This is a genomic window from Mesorhizobium sp. B2-7-3 (genome assembly GCF_006440715.1).
Taxonomy (GTDB): Bacteria; Pseudomonadota; Alphaproteobacteria; order Rhizobiales; family Rhizobiaceae; genus Mesorhizobium; species Mesorhizobium australicum.
The window spans coordinates 312,510-330,634 of record NZ_VFTY01000002.1; the positions used below are offsets into that span (position 1 = coordinate 312,510).

At 62.9% G+C, this 18,125-nt stretch carries 15 protein-coding genes and 1 pseudogene; 9 read left to right on the forward strand and 7 right to left on the reverse strand.

All coding sequences use genetic code 11. From position 1 onward, the window contains the following. Positions 1 to 139: 139 nt before the first annotated feature. From FJW04_RS05545 to FJW04_RS05555, 3 genes are all read right to left on the reverse strand, one after another. Positions 140 to 1,090 carry an acetyl-CoA carboxylase carboxyltransferase subunit alpha gene (locus tag FJW04_RS05545; protein WP_140616795.1) on the reverse strand — a complete coding sequence of 317 codons (951 nt, stop codon included), beginning with the start codon at positions 1,088 to 1,090 and terminating at the stop codon, positions 140 to 142. 98 nt (positions 1,091 to 1,188) lie between these two features. After that, complete coding sequence (locus FJW04_RS05550) at positions 1,189 to 2,106, reverse strand: site-specific tyrosine recombinase XerD (RefSeq protein ID WP_140712821.1); 918 nt, start codon at positions 2,104 to 2,106, stop codon at positions 1,189 to 1,191. A 36-nt stretch (positions 2,107 to 2,142) separates the two neighbouring features. Beyond that, positions 2,143 to 2,295: a hypothetical protein gene (locus FJW04_RS05555; RefSeq protein WP_015315495.1), complete on the reverse strand. Its 153-nt coding sequence runs from the start codon at positions 2,293 to 2,295 to the stop codon at positions 2,143 to 2,145. A gap of 210 nt (positions 2,296 to 2,505) precedes the next feature. Here FJW04_RS05555 and FJW04_RS05560 point away from each other — a divergent pair, with 210 nt between their 5' ends. From FJW04_RS05560 to FJW04_RS05575, 4 genes and pseudogenes are all read left to right on the forward strand, one after another. Beyond that, positions 2,506 to 3,117: a shikimate kinase gene (locus FJW04_RS05560; protein WP_140712823.1), complete on the forward strand. Its 612-nt coding sequence runs from the start codon at positions 2,506 to 2,508 to the stop codon at positions 3,115 to 3,117. Further along, positions 3,114 to 4,250, forward strand: a complete 1,137-nt coding sequence (aroB, locus tag FJW04_RS05565; RefSeq protein WP_140712825.1) for a 3-dehydroquinate synthase — start codon at positions 3,114 to 3,116, stop codon at positions 4,248 to 4,250. Before FJW04_RS05560 ends, aroB begins: the two co-directional genes overlap by 4 nt. Before the next feature lies 1 nt (position 4,251). Next, positions 4,252 to 5,142: an HlyC/CorC family transporter gene (locus tag FJW04_RS05570; protein WP_015315498.1), complete on the forward strand. Its 891-nt coding sequence runs from the start codon at positions 4,252 to 4,254 to the stop codon at positions 5,140 to 5,142. 160 nt (positions 5,143 to 5,302) lie between these two features. After that, positions 5,303 to 6,107: pseudogene (locus FJW04_RS05575) on the forward strand (alpha/beta hydrolase). Positions 6,108 to 6,176: 69 nt separating this feature from the next. Here FJW04_RS05575 and FJW04_RS05580 read toward each other — a convergent pair. Genes FJW04_RS05580 through FJW04_RS05590 form a run of 3 tightly spaced genes read right to left on the reverse strand, consistent with a single transcriptional unit; the run spans position 6,177 to position 11,013 of the window. Further along, entirely contained in the window at positions 6,177 to 7,721 is a 1,545-nt protein-coding gene (locus FJW04_RS05580) for a SpoVR family protein (protein ID WP_140712827.1), read from the reverse strand. A gap of 9 nt (positions 7,722 to 7,730) precedes the next feature. Then, positions 7,731 to 9,044: a YeaH/YhbH family protein gene (locus FJW04_RS05585; protein WP_140712829.1), complete on the reverse strand. Its 1,314-nt coding sequence runs from the start codon at positions 9,042 to 9,044 to the stop codon at positions 7,731 to 7,733. Between the two features lie 19 nt (positions 9,045 to 9,063). After that, entirely contained in the window at positions 9,064 to 11,013 is a 1,950-nt protein-coding gene (locus FJW04_RS05590; protein ID WP_140616802.1) for a PrkA family serine protein kinase, read from the reverse strand. A gap of 288 nt (positions 11,014 to 11,301) precedes the next feature. Here FJW04_RS05590 and FJW04_RS05595 point away from each other — a divergent pair, with 288 nt between their 5' ends. Further along, on the forward strand, positions 11,302 to 12,855 hold the full coding sequence (locus FJW04_RS05595) for an acetolactate synthase large subunit (protein WP_140712831.1): 1,554 nt from the start codon (positions 11,302 to 11,304) through the stop codon (positions 12,853 to 12,855). Positions 12,856 to 12,896: 41 nt separating this feature from the next. Here the strand turns inward: FJW04_RS05595 and FJW04_RS05600 are convergent, their stop codons facing one another. Next, a complete protein-coding gene (locus tag FJW04_RS05600; RefSeq protein WP_140712832.1) occupies positions 12,897 to 13,199 on the reverse strand; it encodes a BolA family protein in 303 nt (100 codons plus the stop codon). Positions 13,200 to 13,378: 179 nt separating this feature from the next. On the opposite strand from FJW04_RS05600, the gene FJW04_RS05605 reads away from it, so the two are divergent. From FJW04_RS05605 to FJW04_RS05620, 4 genes are all read left to right on the forward strand, one after another. Further along, a complete protein-coding gene (locus FJW04_RS05605; RefSeq protein ID WP_032922426.1) occupies positions 13,379 to 14,008 on the forward strand; it encodes a J domain-containing protein in 630 nt (209 codons plus the stop codon). A gap of 123 nt (positions 14,009 to 14,131) precedes the next feature. Continuing rightward, positions 14,132 to 15,118 (forward strand): cobaltochelatase subunit CobS, encoded by a 987-nt coding sequence (gene cobS / locus FJW04_RS05610; protein WP_140616804.1) that lies wholly within the window; start codon positions 14,132 to 14,134, stop codon positions 15,116 to 15,118. A gap of 11 nt (positions 15,119 to 15,129) precedes the next feature. Further along, entirely contained in the window at positions 15,130 to 17,028 is a 1,899-nt protein-coding gene (gene cobT, locus FJW04_RS05615) for a cobaltochelatase subunit CobT (RefSeq protein WP_015315507.1), read from the forward strand. Further along, positions 17,025 to 18,047, forward strand: a complete 1,023-nt coding sequence (locus FJW04_RS05620; RefSeq protein ID WP_140712833.1) for an esterase-like activity of phytase family protein — start codon at positions 17,025 to 17,027, stop codon at positions 18,045 to 18,047. The genes cobT and FJW04_RS05620 overlap by 4 nt, the downstream gene beginning before the upstream one ends. Positions 18,048 to 18,125: the final 78 nt, after the last annotated feature.

Here is an 18,125-nt window from a genome sequence, read left to right on the forward strand (position 1 = left end):
CCGCAAGGCTCGGCCAATCTCCCGCGGTGATTTCATTGAACCGAATGGGGCGGCATTTTTGTGGCGAAACTGCTCATCGCCGCCACATTTGGGGTGGACAGACAGCTTCCGTCAGCCCTGTTCCGCCGCCCAAGCGGCGTCAGAGGCTGCGGCCCATCGCCAGATATTTCTCGCGGCGCTGTTCGCGGAAATCGATGTTGGCGCCGGCGAATTCCTTCATCGTCTTGGCGATGAGATCGCCGGTCGCGGCAATCACCGTTTCGGGCGCGCGCTGGGCGCCGCCCATCGGCTCGGGGATGATGGCGTCGATGACCTTCAGTTCCAAAAGATCCTGCGCGGTGATCTTCATGTTGGTCGCCGCGTCCTTGGAGCGCGTCGTGTCGCGCCACAGGATGGAGGCGGCACCTTCTGGCGAAATCACCGAATAGATGGCGTGTTCGAGCATGTAGACGCGGTTGGCGGTGGCAATCGCGATAGCGCCGCCCGAACCGCCTTCGCCGATAACCACCGAGATCGACGGTACTTTCAGGCCAAGGCAGGCCGAGGTCGATCGGGCAATGGCTTCGGCCTGGCCGCGCTCCTCGGCGCCAACGCCGGGATAGGCGCCGGCCGTGTCGACCAGTGTCAAAAGCGGGATCTTGAAACGATCGGCCAGTTCCATCAGCCGCACCGCCTTGCGATAGCCTTCGGGGCGCACCGAACCGAAATTGTGCTTCAGGCGACTCGCCGTGTCCGAACCCTTTTCCTGGCCGAGAATCGCGATGGGCTCGCCGCGGAAACGGGCAAAGCCGCCGACGATCGCCTGGTCCTCGCCGAAATTGCGGTCGCCGGCGAGTGGCGTGAAGTCGCTGAACAGGCCCTTGATGTAGTCGATGCAGTGCGGCCGGTCGGAGTGGCGCGCCACCTGCACCTTCTGCCACGGCGTCAGCGCCTTGTAGAGTTCGCGCAGCGCGTCGCGCGAGCGCTTCTCGAGCCTGGTGATCTCATCGGCGACATCGACCGCCTCGCCGTTCTCGGCAAGCTTCTTGAGCTCGAGGATCTTGAGCTCAAGATCCTGCACCGGCTTTTCGAAATCGAGGTAATTGTACATGCTTGGGCGGACCGATACGTCGGAAGGCAATGACCGCGGAACCGTTGAAACCAAGGCTCCGGGCGGTGAAATGTCGTCCTCACATAGCGATATGAGGCCTAGTCGGCAAGCGGATGATGATCGTTGACCAACCGCACCAGCCGCTCTTCCAGCACATGGGTGTAAATCTGTGTCGTCGATATGTCGGCATGGCCAAGCAGTTGCTGAACGGCTCTCAGGTCGGCGCCGTTCTGCAGGAGATGGCTGGCGAAAGCATGGCGCAGCACGTGCGGCGAGATCTTGGCCGAGGCGATGCCGGCGCGCGCCGCCAATCCTTTCAGGTCACGGGCAAAGACCTGGCGCGAGAGGTAGCCGCTGTCGGATGCCGCCGGAAACAGGAACGGGCTGGTGGCGAAGGCGGGCAGCTTGGCCCGGGCGTCAAGCCAGCTCCGCATCGCCGCGCGCGCCTTGGCCGACAGCGGCACCATGCGTTCCTTGTCGCCTTTGCCGCGTACCATGAAGAAACGATCGTCGCGCTGCGCCACCGTCACCGGCAGGCCGACCAGCTCGGAAACGCGCAGTCCGGTGGCGTAGAGCACTTCGACCAGCGCATGCAGACGCAAGGCCGCCAGCCTGTCGGCGTGGCCGAGCCCGGCATCGCCGGCTTCCTGCGCGGCGCGATCGATCAGCCGGCCGGTTTCGGCCTCGCTCATCGTCTTGGGCAGCGGACGGCCTTTTTTCGGGCTGTCCAGCGTGCCGGTGGGGTCATCCGCGCGCAGGCCCTCGGCGTAGAGGAACTTGAAGAACTGGCGGATCGCCGACAGTTTGCGCGCCTGCGAGGTCGGCGCGAAGCCGCGCGCGGCGATATCGTCGAGATAGGCCCTGATGTCGGCGGCGCCGGCGCGGGCAAGTCCGCCATCGATCCCGCCGGAAGCATCCTCGAGATCCCGGCGATAGGAGGAAAGCGTGTTCTCCGCCGCTCCCCGCTCGGCGCTCATCATTTCCAGGAAGGCCTCGATGCGAGCGGCGCTGTTCATGTCCTTGAGGCGGTTCCGAGTCGGTCTTCTTGGGGTTCAGTTTTTCTTCGGATTGAGCTTTTCCGGCGGAATACGCACGCTCATCTCGGCTTTTTTCGGCTCGACGAACATCACCAGCGCGAACATCGTACCATAGGCAATGCCGGCCAGAATCGCGAGGGTCACGACAAAGCGAAACAGTGTCGGCATTCAGTTCTCGCCCGTCTTCTTGTTCTGCGTTTCCAAAACCCTGTGCCCTTATGGGACGCCAATCCGGCCAATTCAAGGAAGAAGCGGAGCCCTGTCAGCAACTTCCGATGCAAGCGTCGCTCTCCATATCGGCCCATGGCACTTGGCACGCTTGACGCAAACCGGCTTTTCATGTCGATACGCCGGCAAAGAGGGCCGAAGAAACAGCCGATGAACGCGCTACAGGCAAATCCCCCAGGCGAGACCCATGCCGCGCTGCTTGGCCGGCTGGGCAGCCGGTCCATCGTCTTTGTCGGGCTGATGGGCGCTGGCAAGACGGCGATCGGCCGCAAGGTGGCGACCATGCTTTCGCTGCCCTTCATCGACAGCGACCAGGAGATCGAAAGCGTGTCGCGGATGACGGTTCCGGAGCTGTTCGAGCGCTATGGCGAAACCGAGTTCAGGGCCCTGGAACAGCGTGTCATCCTGCGCGTGCTGGAAAACGGCCCGCAGGTTCTGTCGACCGGCGGCGGTGCCTTCATGAACGCGCAGACGCGCGAGGCCATCGCCGCCCATGGCGTCTCGGTTTGGCTGAAGGCCGAGATCGACCTTCTGATGGACCGCGTTTCCAAGAAGCAGAACCGGCCGCTCTTGAAAAGCGCCGATCCCCGCGCCGTGCTGGAGCGGCTGATGGCGGAACGCTATCCGGTCTATGCCACCTCTGACGTCACCGTGCCGACCCGCGACGATCGCAAGGAGGTCATCGCGGCCGAGGTGATCGAGGCGCTGTGCCGGCATTTCGGCATCGATGCGATAGCCGCGACGGGCGAGGTCGAATCATGAGCGCGGATCAGCCAGTCACAGTTGAAGTCGGTCTGGGCGACCGCGCCTACGACATAGTGATCGGCTCCGGCCTGCTGTCGCGCGCCGGCGCTGAGATTTCGCGCCGGTTGCCGGGCACGCGCGCCGCTGTGGTGACCGACGAGAACGTCGCCGCCGCGCATCTCGATACGCTGAGGGCGGGGCTCGAGAAGAGTGGCATCCAGCCCGCGATCATCACGATGCCGCCCGGCGAAAAAACCAAGAGCTTTGCCCATCTCGAGGCGGTTGTCGACGGCGTCCTGGCCGCCAGGCTGGAGCGCGGCGACGTCGTCATCGCGCTTGGCGGCGGCGTCATCGGCGATCTCACCGGTTTTGCCGCCGGGATCGTGCGGCGTGGCATGAATTTCGTGCAGGTTCCGACATCGCTTCTGGCGCAGGTCGATTCCTCGGTCGGCGGCAAGACCGGCATCAACAGCCCGCGCGGCAAGAACCTCGTCGGCGTCTTCCTCCAGCCCAAGCTGGTGCTGGCCGATACCGAAGTGCTCGACACGCTGCCGATCCGCGAATTTCGCGCCGGCTATGCCGAGCTTGCCAAATACGGGCTGATCGACCGGCCGGATTTCTTCGCCTGGCTGGAAACGAATTGGGAAAAGGTGTTCGCCGGCGGACCGGAGCGGGTCGAGGCCATTGCCGAGGCCTGCCGTGCCAAGGCCGGTGTCGTTGCCCGCGACGAGTTCGAGACCGGCGACCGCGCTCTGCTCAACCTCGGCCATACGTTCGGGCACGCGCTCGAAGCCGCCACGCAGTATGACGGGACGCGCCTCGTCCACGGCGAGGGGGTCGCCATCGGCATGGCGCTGGCGTACCGGTTCTCCTCTCGGCTCAATCTCGCCAGCCCCGACGACGCGGCCCGCGTCGAGGCGCATCTGCGTGCCGTCGGGCTGCCGTGGCGGATGGCCGAAATTCCGGGCGACTTGCCCGATGCGGATGCGCTGCTTTCATTCATCACGCAGGACAAGAAAGTGTCGCGCGGCGCGCTGACCTTCATTCTGACGCGCGGAATCGGCGAGGCCTTCATTGCCAAGGATGTGCCGGCCTCGGAAGTGCTGGCGTTCCTCAGGGAAAACCATCCAGGCAACGGGAAAGCCGGCTGAGATGGACACTGGCTGGGTCGTCTTCGCCGTTCTTGCCATCCTCGTCATCCTGGTCGTTGCCGTGCGCACCCGCCTGCTTGCCATGTTCGGCTATGAACTGTCGCGCATCGAGCCGCAGCGGTCGAGCCAGGACGAATTGCGCGGCGCGGTCGACGATTTTCGCCGCGACGGCCAGGTGGTGCGTGAGGATCGCGACCGCATCGGCGGCCTGTTCGACCTCGAAGAGCTCGAAGTTTCCGACGTCATGGTCCACCGCACGAATATGCGCTCGGTCAATGCCGACAATGCGCCGGAAGCGGTGGTGCGCGAGATCCTGCAGAGCCCGCACACCCGCATGCCGCTCTGGAAAGGTTCACTCGACAACATCGTCGGCGTGCTGCACGCCAAGGATCTGCTGCGCGCGCTGAACGAAGTCGGCAATGATTTCTCGCGGATCGACGTGATGAAGATCGCGTCAAAACCGTGGTTCGTGCCCGACACCACGACCTTGCAGGAACAGCTCAACGCCTTCCTGCGCCGCAAGACGCATTTTGCCGTCGTCGTCGACGAATATGGGGAGGTCGAAGGGCTGGTGACGCTGGAGGACATTATCGAGGAGATTGTCGGCGAGATCGCCGACGAGCACGATGTCGACATCCAGGGCGTCAAGCAGGAAGCGGACGGCTCCGTCGTCGTCGAAGGCACGGTGCCGATCCGCGACCTCAACCGGGCGCTCGACTGGAACCTGCCGGACGAAGAGGCGACCACCATCGCCGGCCTCGTCATCCACGAGGCGCAATCGATCCCCGAGGAGAAGCAGGCTTTTACCTTCCACGGCAAGCGCTTCGTCGTCATGAAACGCGACAAGAACCGGATTGCCAGGGTCAGGATCCGGCCGGCCGGCGACAGTTAAAGCTTTTCAGTGTTGGTAGGATCGCCGAGCCGCTCTAACTCTTTGTTCTTACGCAATTCCGGACGGAAAACCGCTGCGCACTTCTCCTGGAATTGCTGTCGAGCCGTCGCCTTGCCAATCCTCGCTGGAACTCCCGCCCGCCGGGATGCATTCTTCGCCGATGACGATCGATCGGCGAACCTTGCTCCTGGTCTCGGTGGCTGCCTTGTTGCCAACCGGCACGAGAGCGGCGCGAGATACGCCATCCCCCCGAAACTGTCGACTACGGTCCGGCCAAGCTCGATATCTACGCGCCCGATGGTGCGAAAGACCTGCCAGTGGTCTTCTTCGTCCATGGCGGCGCCTGGCGGACCGGCAAACGCAGCCAGGTGAACGCCAAGCCGGCCTTCCTGCTTGCCAACGGCTTCTGCTTCGTCTCCATCGACTACCGCATGCTGCCGCAGGCTGATGTCGCCACCCAGGCGGGCGACGTGGAAAAGGCCTATGCGTATGTCAGGACCAACATCGCCCAACATGGTGGCGATCCCGACCGCATCGTCGGCATGGGGCATTCGGCCGGCTGCCATCTGATCGCCCTGACCGGCATGCGCGGCGGATTGCCCGGCGTCGCTGGCCTGCTTCTCGACGATACAAGGGCTTACGATCTCGCCGCCCTTGCCGGAAGTGGCGGCATGGTGCGGGCCTATTCGCGTGTCTTTTCCGATCCTTCGCAGTGGGCGGCACTGTCACCGGCGAGCTATGTCGATGGCCGCAAGCATCCGCCGACCTTCATCGCCTATTCCCGCGCCGACGGTCGCGGCAAGCAGTCCACGGCCTTTGCCGAGCGCCTGCGCGCCAGCGGCACCGAGGTGACGCTGTTCGACGGCACCGCCTATACGCACATGTCGATCAACCGCGATTTCGGCGAGGACGGCGACGCGCTGACCGCTGCCGCGCTGGCGTTCCTGAAATCGACGGTCGGTTGAGCGCACCGGCTGTCCGTGGCGTGTTCCACTCGTTGTGCCTGGCAGCCGCCGATGCCGCCGGGCGGAAATTCAAAAGTCGTTGCTTGACCGTTCGCTGAGCGTCGCACCGGTTTCGGCGTCGACCGAAGCGAGGCTGACCTCATAGCCCCAGAGGCTTCGGACATGGCGCAGGGTCGCGTCGCGGCTGCCACTGTCGAGCAGTACGCCCTCCTTCACCTTGTGCTGCAGCCGCAAATGCCGGTTACCGAGCAGGTCGACATCCACCACCTGGATATCCGGCCGGCTCGCGCCGATGTCGTAGCTCTGGGCCAGCGCGGCACGTATCTTTTGGTAGCCGCGCTCATTGTGGATCGAGGCCACCTCGTAATGTGCGTCGTCGGCCTGATCGGCGAGGACAAACATCCGCCATTTCCGTATCAGGGCTGGGCTGAGGTGCTGGCGGATGAAGGATTCGTCGCGGTGGTTGGCCCAGGCGTCCAGGAGCACATCGCGCCAGTCACCGCGGCCCGCGATGTCGGGAAACCAGTCGCGGTCCTCCGCCGTCGGCGCGGTCGAAATGCGTTGTATGTCCTGCATCATGTCGAGGCCGAGCGCGTATGGGTTGATACCGGAGAACCGGGGGTCGTCGAAGGCCGGCTGGAAGATCACATTGGAATGGTTGCGCAGGACCTCGAGCATGGCGCCCTCGCTGATCTGGCCGCGGTCGAACAATGCGTTCATGAGGGTGTAGTGCACGAAGGTGGCGCAGCCTTCGTTCATCACCTGCGTTTGCCGCTGCGGATAGAAATACTGCGCGACGATACGCACGATGCGGATGATCTCGCGCTGCCAGGGCTCCAGGACAAGGCTGTTCTTCTCGAGGAAATAGAGCAGATTTTCCTCGGGCAGGTTGAGCGATTTCTTCCGCTCCGCCAAGCCTTCGTCCTTCTTCTCGGTCTTGCTGCTGTCCTGCGAGGGAGGCAGCGTGCGCCACAAGTCGTTGTAGGAGCGTTCTTCATATTCCAGGCGCTCGCGCAGCCCTTCACGCTGCCGCTCCGACGACAGCTTTGGCGGCCTGTGATATCGGAACACGCCTTGTTCCATCAGCGCGTGGGCGCAGTCGAGAATGCTTTCCACGGCCGACAGTCCGTGCCGCTCCTCGCATCGGGCAATGTAGCCCTTGGCGAACTCCAGATAGCTCAGAATCCCCCCGGCGTCGGTCCACTGCCGGAACAGATGATTGTTCTTGAAGAAATGATTGTGTCCGAGCGCAGCATGCGCCGTCACCAGGGCCTGCAAGGCCATGGTGTTTTCCTCCATCAGATAGACGATGCAGGGATTGGAGTTGATGACCAGTTCGTAAGCCAGGCCCCGTCCACCCTTGCGATAGAGAAAATCCTGGTACAGGAAATGCTTGCCGAACGACCAATGACGATACATCAGCGGCATGCCGACCGATGAATAGGCGTCGAGCATCTGTTGCGAGGAAATGATTTCCATCTGCACCGGGTAGGTGTCCAGCTTGAGTTCCTCGATGGCGATTGCCGCAATCGCGTCGTAGGCGTGCGACAATTTCTGGAAGTCCCAGTCGGATCCGGAAAAGAGCAAACCCGGTTTGCTGGCTGTCCTGGCCATGGTTTCCCCTCAGGCGCTCTTCCGGAGCGCGGGCTGTTTGGCGAAGAGCTGACGAAAGACAGGATAGATATCGGCGGCCGTGGCTATGCGGCTCATCTGGAAGTTCGGCCAGTTCGATTCGATGGCGCTGTAGGCTCGCCAGAGCGACGTCCCGTTTTCAGTCGCGCCGAAGATGTGACTCTCGCGTTCGTCGATGATCTCGACATAGGCGAAATACTGGCACAGGCGCATGAGCTTGCCGTTCAGCAGGGCGATGCAGCGCTCGGAATCGGTGGCGAAATTGTCGCCGTCCGAGGCCTGGGCGGCGTAGATGTTCCACTCGCTCGCGGGGTAACGCTGCTCGATGACGCGATGCATCTCCTCGAGCGCGGTGGAAACGACGGTGCCACCGCTTTGCGTGCAGTAGAAGAAGGTTTCCTCATCCACCTCCTGCGCCTCGTGCGTGTGGCGGATGAAGACGATTTCGGTGCGTTCATAACGTCGCTTCAGGAATAGGTGCAGCAGCACGAAGAAGCGCTTGGCCAGGTCCTTCTCGCGCTCGCCCATCGAGCCCGACACATCCATCAGGCAGAACATGACCGCTTTCGCATTCGGCACCGGGCGCTGATGGAAGCGGTTGAACCGGATGTCGACCGGGTCGACGAAGGCAATCCGCCGGCGCCGGCGCTCCAGCCGCTCGATCTCTTCTTTGAGCGCCACGACGCGCTCGCGCGTTTGAGCATCAGGCGGTGCGGCCTCCAGCAAGGCGAGTTCCTGCATGATCGCGTCGACCGCCGCTTGCTTGGGGCGCCTGAGCGCAATGCGGCGGCCGTGGCTGTTGCGCATCGTGCGGCCGACATTGATGTTGGTTGGCGAACCGGTGGCGGCGAAACCCGCCCGGCGCGGCTTGAAGGCAAGGATCTCCTTGAGGTTGAGCTTGACCAGGTCGGGCAGTTCGAGATCCTCGAAAAAGAGATCCAGCACCTCCTCGCGCGAAAGCACGAAACGAAAGTCGTCCTCGGACGCGGTTTTTCCCGGTGACGAACCGCCCATGCCTCCGCCCTGGCCGGGCTTGGGGATCAGGTCGCCTTGGGAGAATTGCCTGTTGCCCGGCAGGATGTGCCGGCGCCGGCCGGTGTCCCTGGCGTCGTTGAAGGTCGGCTCGCCAGTGCCTCTTTCAGGCATAGGCACGACGTGCTCCGCGTCTACGTCGGCGATCCGCCCAGCGCGGATCTGGTCGCGAATGCTGCGCTTGAGCTCCTCGCGGGCACGCCTGAGAAAGCGCTGGCGGTTGCCAAGGCTTTTGTCCTTCGGATTCAGGCGGCGGTCGATAAAGATCGGCATGCAACCATTCGGACTGCTCTCAGCCCGCCTTGTTCACCCGCATGTACCAATCGACCAGCCGGCGCACCTGCCGTTCCGTATAGCCGCGCTCCACCATCCGCTGGACGAATTCATTGTGCCGCTTTTCGGTGACGCTATCCTGCTTGGAGCCGAAGCTGATCACCGGCAGCAGGTCCTCGACCTGGCCGAACATGCGCTTTTCGATGACCTCGCGCAGCTTCTCGTAGCTCGTCCATGAAGGGTTGCGGCCATGGTTGCGCGCCCGGGCACGCAGCGTGAACTTCACCACTTCGTTGCGGAAGTCCTTCGGATTGGCGATGCCTGCCGGCTTTTCGACCTGCGACAGTTCGTTGTCCAACACCTCGCGGTTGAGGATCTGGCCGGTGTCGGGGTCCTTGTAGTCCTGGTCCTCGATCCAGGCATCGGCATAGGCGATGTAGCGGTCGAACAGGTTCTGGCCATATTCGCTATAGGATTCCAGATAGGCCTTCTGGATCTCGTGGCCGATGAACTCGGCGTAACGGGCGGCCAGTTCCGACTTGATGAATTCGAGATAGGCGGCTTCCGTCTCCTTCGGAAACTGCTCCCGTTTGATCGCTTCTTCCAGGATGTACATAAGATGCACGGGGTCCGCCGCGACCTCGTTGGTATCGTAGTTGAACGTCTGCGACAGGATCTTGAAGGCGAAGCGCGTGCTGACGCCGGTCATGCCTTCGTCGACGCCGGCGGCGTCGCGATATTCCTGGACTGACTTCGCCCTCGGGTCGACTTCCTTGAGGTTCTCACCATCATAGGCGCGCATTTTGGTGTGCAGCGGCGAATTGTCGTGCTCGGCAAGGCGGGTCGAGACGCTGAACCGGCTGAGGATGTCCAACACCTCGGGCGCGCAAGGGCTGGCGGCCAATTCACTCTCGCGCAGCAGCTTCTCGTAGATTTGCCTCTCTTCGGTGATGCGCAGGCAATACGGCACCTTGACCACGAGGATGCGATCGAGAAACGCCTCATTGTTCTTGTTGTTCTTGAACTGTTGCCACTCGGATTCGTTGGAATGGGCAACGATGATGCCCTGGTAGGGAAAGGCACCAAAATTCTCGGTGCCGTTGTAACTGCCTTCCTGGGTCGCCGTCAGCAATGGATGCAGCACCTTGATGGGCGCCTTGAACATCTCGACGAATTCGAGCAGGCCTTGCGTCGTTCGGTTCAGTCCGCCGCTGTAGGAATAGGCGTCGGGGTCGGACTGGCTGAAATTTTCCAATTGCCTGATGTCGACCTTGCCAACCAGGGCCGAGACGTCCTGGTTGTTCTCGTCGCCAGGCTCGGTCTTGGCGATGCCGATCTGGCGCAGCCGCGACGGCATCAGTTTGACCACGCTGAATTTGGAAATGTCGCCGGACAGTTCGTCGAGGCGCTTGGCCGCCCATGGCGAGATAAGTCCGTTCAGGCGGCGCCGGGCTATCCCGTATTTGTCCTCCAGGAGATCGCTCATGCGATCGGGGTGGAACAGGCCAAGCGGCGATTCGAAAACCGGACTGATCTGGTTGCCGACCTTCAGCGTGTAGATCGGGCGCTCCTCCATCAATTTCTTCAACCGTTCGGCCAAGGAGGATTTGCCGCCGCCGACCGGACCCAGGAGGTAGAGGATCTGCTTGCGCTCCTCGAGGCCCTGGGAGGCATAGCGGAAATATCCGGCGATGCGCTCGATCGTATCCTCCATCCCGTAAAAGTCGGAGAAGGAGGGATATATCTTGACGGTCCGGTTCGAGAAGATACGGCCTAGCCGCTCGTCCTTGCTGGTGTCGACCAGGTTTGGCTCGCCGATCGCCTCGACCATTCGTTCCGGCGCCGAGGCATACATCGATTTGTCCTCGCGGCAGGCGAGCAGATATTGCTGGAGACTTATCTCTTCCTGGGCGGCGTTCGCATAAATTTCCGAAAAGAGATGGAAGACGTCGGATTGGTTCTCACGCATGATCGTTGCCTTCGGAGCCATTCTGATGGGGCTCGCATATTCAACTGCGGGAAGGCATTGTTTGTTCCGTCGCTCCGGCCCGAATGGCCGTCCATCAACCGCGATTTCGGCGGAGATGGCAATGCGCCGAACGCCGCCGCGCCAGCGTTCCTGAAATCGACGGTCGCCTGATCCTGCCGACCGTCGCTCGCCCATTCTGTGGCTGGATCATGCCAAAAACGGCGGCGGGATATTGCCGTGCCGATATCCGCGGGTGCAATTGCTCTTCGTGAATGGGAGAAAATTCGCATGAATGGCGCCGATGTTCTGTGCGACGTGCTGTTGGCCAATGACGTGAATGTCTGCTTCGCCAATCCCGGCACATCCGAAATGCATTTCGTCGCGGCCCTCGACCGCAAGCCGGCGATGCGCTGCGTGCTCGGCCTGTTCGAGGGGGTGGTGACGGGTGCGGCCGACGGCTATGCGCGCATGACCGATCGTCCCGCCGCGACGCTGCTGCACACCGGCCCGGGCCTCGCCAATGGGCTGGCCAACATGCACAATGCAAGGCGCGCCTTCAGCCCGATGATCAATATCGTCGGGGACCATGCCTCCTACCATCTGCCGCTCGACGCGCCGCTCACCAGCGATATCGAGGGGCTGGCGGCGCCGATGTCGAAGTGGGTGCGCCGCATCGGAGGGCCCGCCGATGTCCAACCGGCCACGGAGGCGGCCTTTCGCGCCTCGCTGACACCGCCGGGTGTCACCACGCTGATCCTGCCGGCGGACGCGGCCTGGGGCGACGCCGACCCGGTTTCGCCCGGCAAGGTGGAACTCGCATCGCCGCCAGCCGTCGACATCGACGCCGTGCGAGCGGTGGCTACCGCGATCCGTGCCGCTCCCGGGCGCGCCGGCATGATCGTTCGGGGACGGGCGGCGCGGGCCGATGCCCTCGAGATCGCCGGCCAGATTTCAGCGGCCTGCGATGTCAGGCTGTTCAGCGAGGTTTTGATCGCGCGTATGCAGCGCGGGCGCGGGCGCGTCGCGCCGACGCGCATTCCCTATCCGGTCGACGCGGCGACGGCAGCGCTCAGGGATATCGATGTCCTTGTGCTGGTCGGCGGCAAGGAGCCGGTCGCCTTCTTCGCCTATCCGGGAAAACCGGGAAGGCTTGTTCGTGACGATTGCCAGGTGCTGACGCTCGCCGCCCATGGTCAGGATCTGCATGCGGCACTGGAGGCGCTTGGCGACGAACTGGGCGTCAGGCAATCGCAGCCGGCGTTGGTTGCAAGCGCCTTTCCCGAGGAAGCAACGCCAACCGGCAGCTTGACGGAAGATGCCATTGCACTCTCGGTGGCCAAAAAGCTGCCGGGCGACGCGATCGTCTGCGACGAGGCCGTCACCTCGGCGCGACGTTTCTTCGCGCTGTCGGCCTTTGCCGCGCCGCACGACTACATGATGGGCACGGGCGGGTCGATCGGCGGCGGCATTCCGCTGGCGACAGGCGCGGCGATCGCCTGTCCCGGCCGCAAGGTGATCAATCTGGAGGCCGACGGCAGCGGCATGTACACGGTGCAGGGCCTGTGGACGCAGGCGCGGGAAAAGCTCGACGTGGTGACGATCGTCTTTTCCAACCGCACCTATGCGATCCTCCATGGCGAGATGCGCAATGTCGGGGTGAACGCGATCGGCGAAAATGCCAGGCGCATGCTCGACCTCGACCATCCGGCGCTGGACTGGGTTTCGCTGGCCAAAGGCATGGGTGTGGAGGCGGCGCGTGCCGACACCTGCGAGCGGTTCGACGCGCTGCTCGATGCCGCCTTGTCGCGGCGCGGGCCATTCCTGATCGAAGCGATAATCTGAGCAGCGCGAGACGAGCTATAGGACCAGCTCCGGGATTTGGCTTACCAGCGGGTCTGTTCGCCGGGCGCCGCGGGCTCGATAGCCAGCGCGTGAACGCCCGCCTTCAACTCGTCGGCCAGCAGTTCGTTGACGGCGCGGTGGCGATCAACGCGGCTCATGCCAACGAAATTCGCCGAGACGATGCGGACACGGAAATGTGTCTCGCCGGTACCATCGAACTCAGCGTGGTGACCGGATTCCACATGATGATGGCCGGCGTGGAGATGGCTTTCGTTGAGGATGACCAGCCGCTCGGGCGAAAATGCCTTGTTGAGCTTGTCTTCCATGGTCGCCTGTATGGACATCGTCTTCTCCCTTCACCACATATGGTCGGCGCGCCGCCGTGAAAACCCGAAATAGGTTTCGCCGGGCCGCTGGCGCGCAACAAAATCGGTCATCCGCCTGCTTTAAGCCGCGATTCAGCGGTTAGGGCGATCATCGCGAAAATGTCAATTCTTGTTTCGCATCTGCGAACGCCCCATAAATGGGTGAGATGAAGCCGTATCCCAAATATTTCGAGAAGATTCGCGTCCGCCCCGACAAGGACGCGGAGGTGAAGGCGCACGCGCCGATCTGCCAGTGGGATGGCTGCAAGGAGGCGGGCACGCATCGCGCGCCGGTCGGTCGCATGAAGGAGGGCGAGTATTTCCGCTTCTGCTTCGACCATGTGCGTGAGTACAACAAGGGCTTCAACTACTTCTCCGGCGTGCCGGACACCGAGGTGGCGCGCTTTCAGAAGGAAGCGATGACCGGCCACCGGCCGACCTGGAAAATGGGCGTCAACGGCGCCTCGACGCGTTCCTCGCCCGACATGGCGCAGATGCGCTCCGGCCGCGCAGGCTATTACAACCGCATGCGCGACCCATTCGACCTGTTCAAGGGACCGAAGGATCCGCGCGAGGCGCGCGAGCGCAAGGCCAAGCCGCTTGAGGCCAAGGCGCTGGAAACGCTTGGCCTTGATACAAAGGCGACTGGCAAGGACATCAAGGCGCGCTATAAGGAACTGGTGAAGCGTCACCATCCGGATGCGAATGGCGGCGACAGAGGTTCGGAAGACCGGTTCCGCGATGTGCTTCAGGCCTATCGCGTGCTCAAACAGGCGGGCCTGTGCTGAGCGACCCTATGGTTCGTGTCGTTTTCCAACTTTCATAAGGTTGGAAAAGGCTCTAAGACCGCCCCCGAACAAAATGGATTGCCGGCGAAACGCGACGTTTCGCCCGTGGAGACGTTGAGAGATATGAACAAGGTCGATCGCGACATCGCCAACCTGCCCGACGCGACGGTGTCGGTGAAGGAGAAATTCGGCTTCGAGTCCAAGATGGTGGTGCCAGCGTACTCGGTCACCAGCGAGCATGTGCCCGATGTCGATCCCGACTATCTGTTCGACAAGGCGACGACCTTGGCGATCCTCGCCGGCTTTGCCTACAACCGCCGTGTCATGGTGTCGGGCTATCACGGCACCGGCAAGTCGACCCATATCGAACAGGTCGCCGCCCGCCTCAACTGGCCTTGCGTGCGTGTCAATCTCGACAGCCATGTCAGCCGTATCGATCTCGTCGGCAAGGACGCGATCGTGGTCAAGGACGGCCTGCAGATCACCGAATTTCGCGACGGCATCCTGCCCTGGGCCTACCAGCACAATGTCGCGCTTTGCTTCGACGAGTATGACGCCGGCCGTCCGGACGTGATGTTCGTCATCCAGCGCGTGCTGGAATCGTCCGGCCGCCTGACGCTGCTCGACCAGAGCCGGGTCATCCGCCCGCATCCGGCGTTCCGGCTGTTTTCGACCGCAAATACGGTTGGTCTGGGCGACACCACCGGCCTTTATCACGGCACCCAGCAGATCAACCAGGCGCAGATGGACCGCTGGTCGATCGTTACCACGTTGAACTATCTGCCGCACGACAATGAAGTGAACATCGTGCTGGCCAAGGCCAAGCATTATCGCGACACCAAGGGCAAGGACATCGTCAACAAGATGGTGCGCGTCGCCGACATGACGCGCTCGGCCTTCATCAATGGCGACCTGTCGACGGTGATGAGCCCGCGTACCGTCATCACCTGGGCCGAGAATGCCGAGATCTTCGGCGATGTCGGCATGGCGTTCCGGCTGACCTTCCTCAACAAGTGCGACGAGCTGGAGCGTTCGGTGGTTGCCGAGTTCTACCAGCGCGCCTTCGGCCAGGATCTGCCCGAGAGCGCGGCCAATGTGGTGCTGGGCTAAGCAGAGCCTCGATGGCGGGTCCGGGCGACAATACGCGCAACAAGTCCAAGACGGGGTCTGAAGCCGACAGCTTCAAGCGCGCCGTCACCGTCTGCATGCGCGCCATTGCCGGCGACAAGGAAATGGAAGTCGGCTTCGCCAAGGACAGGCCGGCGCTGGCGGGCAGCCGTGCGCGGCTGCCCGAACTGCCCAAGAAGGCATCGAAGTCCGACATCGCGATTACCCGCGGGCTCGGCGATTCCATGGCGTTGAAGCGCGCCTGCCATGATGTGCGCATCCACAGCAGACTGGCGCCGGAAGGCAAGGCCGCCCGTGCCATCTACGACGCGGTCGAACAGGCCCGCGTCGAGGCGATCGGCAGCCGCGCCATGCAGGGCGTCGCCGACAATATCGGGTCGATGCTGGAGGACAAATACACCAAGGCCAACCTCGTCGACGTCAAGGACAAGGCTGATGCGCCCATCGAGGAGGCGCTGGCGCTGATGGTGCGCGAAAAGCTGACCGGCCGGCCGGTGCCGAAGAGCGGCGAGCGGCTGGTCGAACTCTGGCGGCCCTGGGTCGAGGAGAAGGCCAAGGCCGATCTCGACGGCCTGTCGGAAAAGCTCGAGGACCAGCAGGCCTTCGCCCGCGTCGTGCGCGAGATGCTTGCCTCCATGGAAATGGCCGAGGAACTCGGCGACGACCAGGAGACCGAGGATTCCGAGGACAATGACGACAACCAGCCGCAAGGCGAGGAACAGAGCGAGGAGGGCGGCGAGGACGATTCCGGCTCAGAACAGTCGCAGTCCGAGGACGCCGAGGCATCGGCCGACGACGAGCAATCGGCGGAGACGGAAGCCTCCGATGCAACGGCCGACGATCTGTCCGACGATGACGATGCCGATGCCGAGACGCCCGGCGAGGCTAGGCGCAACGACAATCCCTTCACCAATCTGCCGAAGGAAATCGACTACAAGGTTTACACGTCAGCTTTCGACGAGACGGTCGGCGCGGAGGAGCTCTGCGAAGAGGAAGAACTCGACCGGCTGCGCGCTTTCCTCGACAAGCAACTCGCCAATCTATCGGGCGTGGTCGGACGGCTCGCCAACCGGCTGCAGCGCCGGCTGATGGCGCAGCAGAACCGGTCCTGGGATTTCGACCTGGAAGAGGGCTATCTCGACCCGGCGCGGCTGGTGCGCGTCGTCATCGATCCGATGCAGCCGTTGTCGTTCAAGCAGGAGCGCGACACCAAGTTCCGCGACACGGTGGTGACGCTGGTGCTCGACAATTCCGGCTCGATGCGTGGCCGGCCGATCACGGTCGCCGCCACCTGTGCCGACATTCTGGCGCGCACACTGGAGCGCTGCGGCGTCTCGGTCGAGATCCTCGGCTTCACCACGCGGGCCTGGAAGGGCGGACAAGCGCGCGAGAAGTGGCTGAAGGACGGCAAGCCGCCGAACCCCGGCCGCCTCAACGATCTGCGTCATATCATCTACAAATCCGCCGATCATCCATGGCGGCGGGCACGCCGCAACCTTGGCCTGATGATGCGTGAAGGCCTGCTCAAGGAGAATATCGACGGCGAGGCGCTGCTGTGGGCCCACAACCGGCTGATTGCCCGGCCCGAACAGCGCAAGATCCTGATGATGATCTCGGACGGCGCGCCGGTCGACGATTCCACGCTGTCGGTCAATCCGGGCAATTATCTCGAGCGGCATCTGCGCGCCGTCATCGAATTGATCGAGACGCGCTCACCGGTCGAGCTGCTGGCCATCGGCATAGGCCATGACGTCACGCGCTACTACAGGCGCGCCGTCACCATCGTCGATGCCGAGGAACTGGCCGGCGCCATGACCGAGCAGCTGGCTTCGCTGTTTGCCGAGGAAAGCGCGAAGGATACGCGTCGCGGCGGCATGCGGCGCGCCGGATGATCTTTTCGCGAGGCGGGTTTAGGCAAACGCTTTTCGCCGCCATCGTCCTGCTCGCCGGTGTGGCTCCGGCAGGTTCGGCCGGCTCGGCTCCAGTTGAACCTGTCGCCGTCTCGGCACGCCCGATCACCGAATTCCACATTGGCCGCGCCGACAAGCAATTCGGTCCGCTCGAATTCGTCGGTGGGCTGGAAATGACCTCGCCATCACGCGATTTCGGCGCGTTGTCGGCCTTTCGGTTTCTGAAAGCCGGCAGCGATTTCATCGGTGTTGCCGACACCGGTTACTGGTTCTTCGGCTCGGTGGCCCGCGACGCCGATAGGCGCCCCCTCGGCATCCAGAATTTTCGCATGCAGCAGATGGCCAACCAGAGCGGCCGGCCGATCGACGAAAAATGGGAAGTCGACGCCGAAGGCCTCGCGGTCAATGACGGTATTGCCACCGTCGGTTTCGAGCGCAACCACCGCGTCTCCCAGTTCAAGATCGACCCGGACAACATGAAGGCGCCATTCAGGCAGCTGGATTTCCTGGTGCAGGCGTGGGAGCTGCGGCAGAACCGCGGCTTCGAGACAGTCACCCATTCAAATGCCAATGGCCAGCATGAAGGCGGCCTGGTCGTGGTCTCGGAGAAGAGCCTCGACAAATCAGGCAACATCTACGCCGCCATTATCGAAGGCCCGCATAGGGGCGTCTTCACTGTCAAGCGCAACGACGATTTCGACATCACCGACGGCGCCTTCCTACCGGATGGCGACCTCTTGCTGCTGGAGCGCAGTTTCACCATGGCGGGCGGCCTCAAGATGCGGCTGCGGCGCATTTATGGAGAGAGCGTCGAGAAGGGCGCCGTCGCCGACGGGCCGGTGCTGCTGCAAGCCGACATGGGCTACCAGATCGACAATATGGAAGGGCTCGATGTCTGGAGCCGGGATGACGGCGCGTTGATGGTGTCGCTGATCTCCGACGACAACCACTCGATCCTGCAGCGCAATCTCTATCTGGAATTCATTCTGCACCAGGATTGAGGGGCAGCCCCTTCGCGACGCTCATTGGCGATTTTTTTTATGCGTCGGCCATTTCCGAGAATCCTGCCCTGACAAGCC

Excerpts from the sequence above, each read along its gene's own strand:
- FJW04_RS05545 (WP_140616795.1), bottom strand. The coding sequence starts at position 1,090 with ATGTACAATTACCTCGATTTCGAAAAGCCGGTGCAGGATCTTGAGCTC.
- FJW04_RS05550 (WP_140712821.1), bottom strand. The coding sequence starts at position 2,106 with ATGAACAGCGCCGCTCGCATCGAGGCCTTCCTGGAAATGATGAGCGCC.
- FJW04_RS05620 (WP_140712833.1), top strand. The coding sequence starts at position 17,025 with ATGATCTTTTCGCGAGGCGGGTTTAGGCAAACGCTTTTCGCCGCCATC.
- FJW04_RS05560 (WP_140712823.1), top strand. The coding sequence starts at position 2,506 with ATGAACGCGCTACAGGCAAATCCCCCAGGCGAGACCCATGCCGCGCTG.
- FJW04_RS05585 (WP_140712829.1), bottom strand. The coding sequence starts at position 9,044 with ATGCCGATCTTTATCGACCGCCGCCTGAATCCGAAGGACAAAAGCCTT.
- FJW04_RS05605 (WP_032922426.1), top strand. The coding sequence starts at position 13,379 with ATGGGTGAGATGAAGCCGTATCCCAAATATTTCGAGAAGATTCGCGTC.
- FJW04_RS05600 (WP_140712832.1), bottom strand. The coding sequence starts at position 13,199 with ATGTCCATACAGGCGACCATGGAAGACAAGCTCAACAAGGCATTTTCG.
- aroB (WP_140712825.1), top strand. The coding sequence starts at position 3,114 with ATGAGCGCGGATCAGCCAGTCACAGTTGAAGTCGGTCTGGGCGACCGC.
- FJW04_RS05595 (WP_140712831.1), top strand. The coding sequence starts at position 11,302 with ATGAATGGCGCCGATGTTCTGTGCGACGTGCTGTTGGCCAATGACGTG.
- FJW04_RS05555 (WP_015315495.1), bottom strand. The coding sequence starts at position 2,295 with ATGCCGACACTGTTTCGCTTTGTCGTGACCCTCGCGATTCTGGCCGGC.
- FJW04_RS05580 (WP_140712827.1), bottom strand. The coding sequence starts at position 7,721 with ATGGCCAGGACAGCCAGCAAACCGGGTTTGCTCTTTTCCGGATCCGAC.
- cobT (WP_015315507.1), top strand. The coding sequence starts at position 15,130 with ATGGCGGGTCCGGGCGACAATACGCGCAACAAGTCCAAGACGGGGTCT.
- cobS (WP_140616804.1), top strand. The coding sequence starts at position 14,132 with ATGAACAAGGTCGATCGCGACATCGCCAACCTGCCCGACGCGACGGTG.
- FJW04_RS05590 (WP_140616802.1), bottom strand. The coding sequence starts at position 11,013 with ATGCGTGAGAACCAATCCGACGTCTTCCATCTCTTTTCGGAAATTTAT.
- FJW04_RS05570 (WP_015315498.1), top strand. The coding sequence starts at position 4,252 with ATGGACACTGGCTGGGTCGTCTTCGCCGTTCTTGCCATCCTCGTCATC.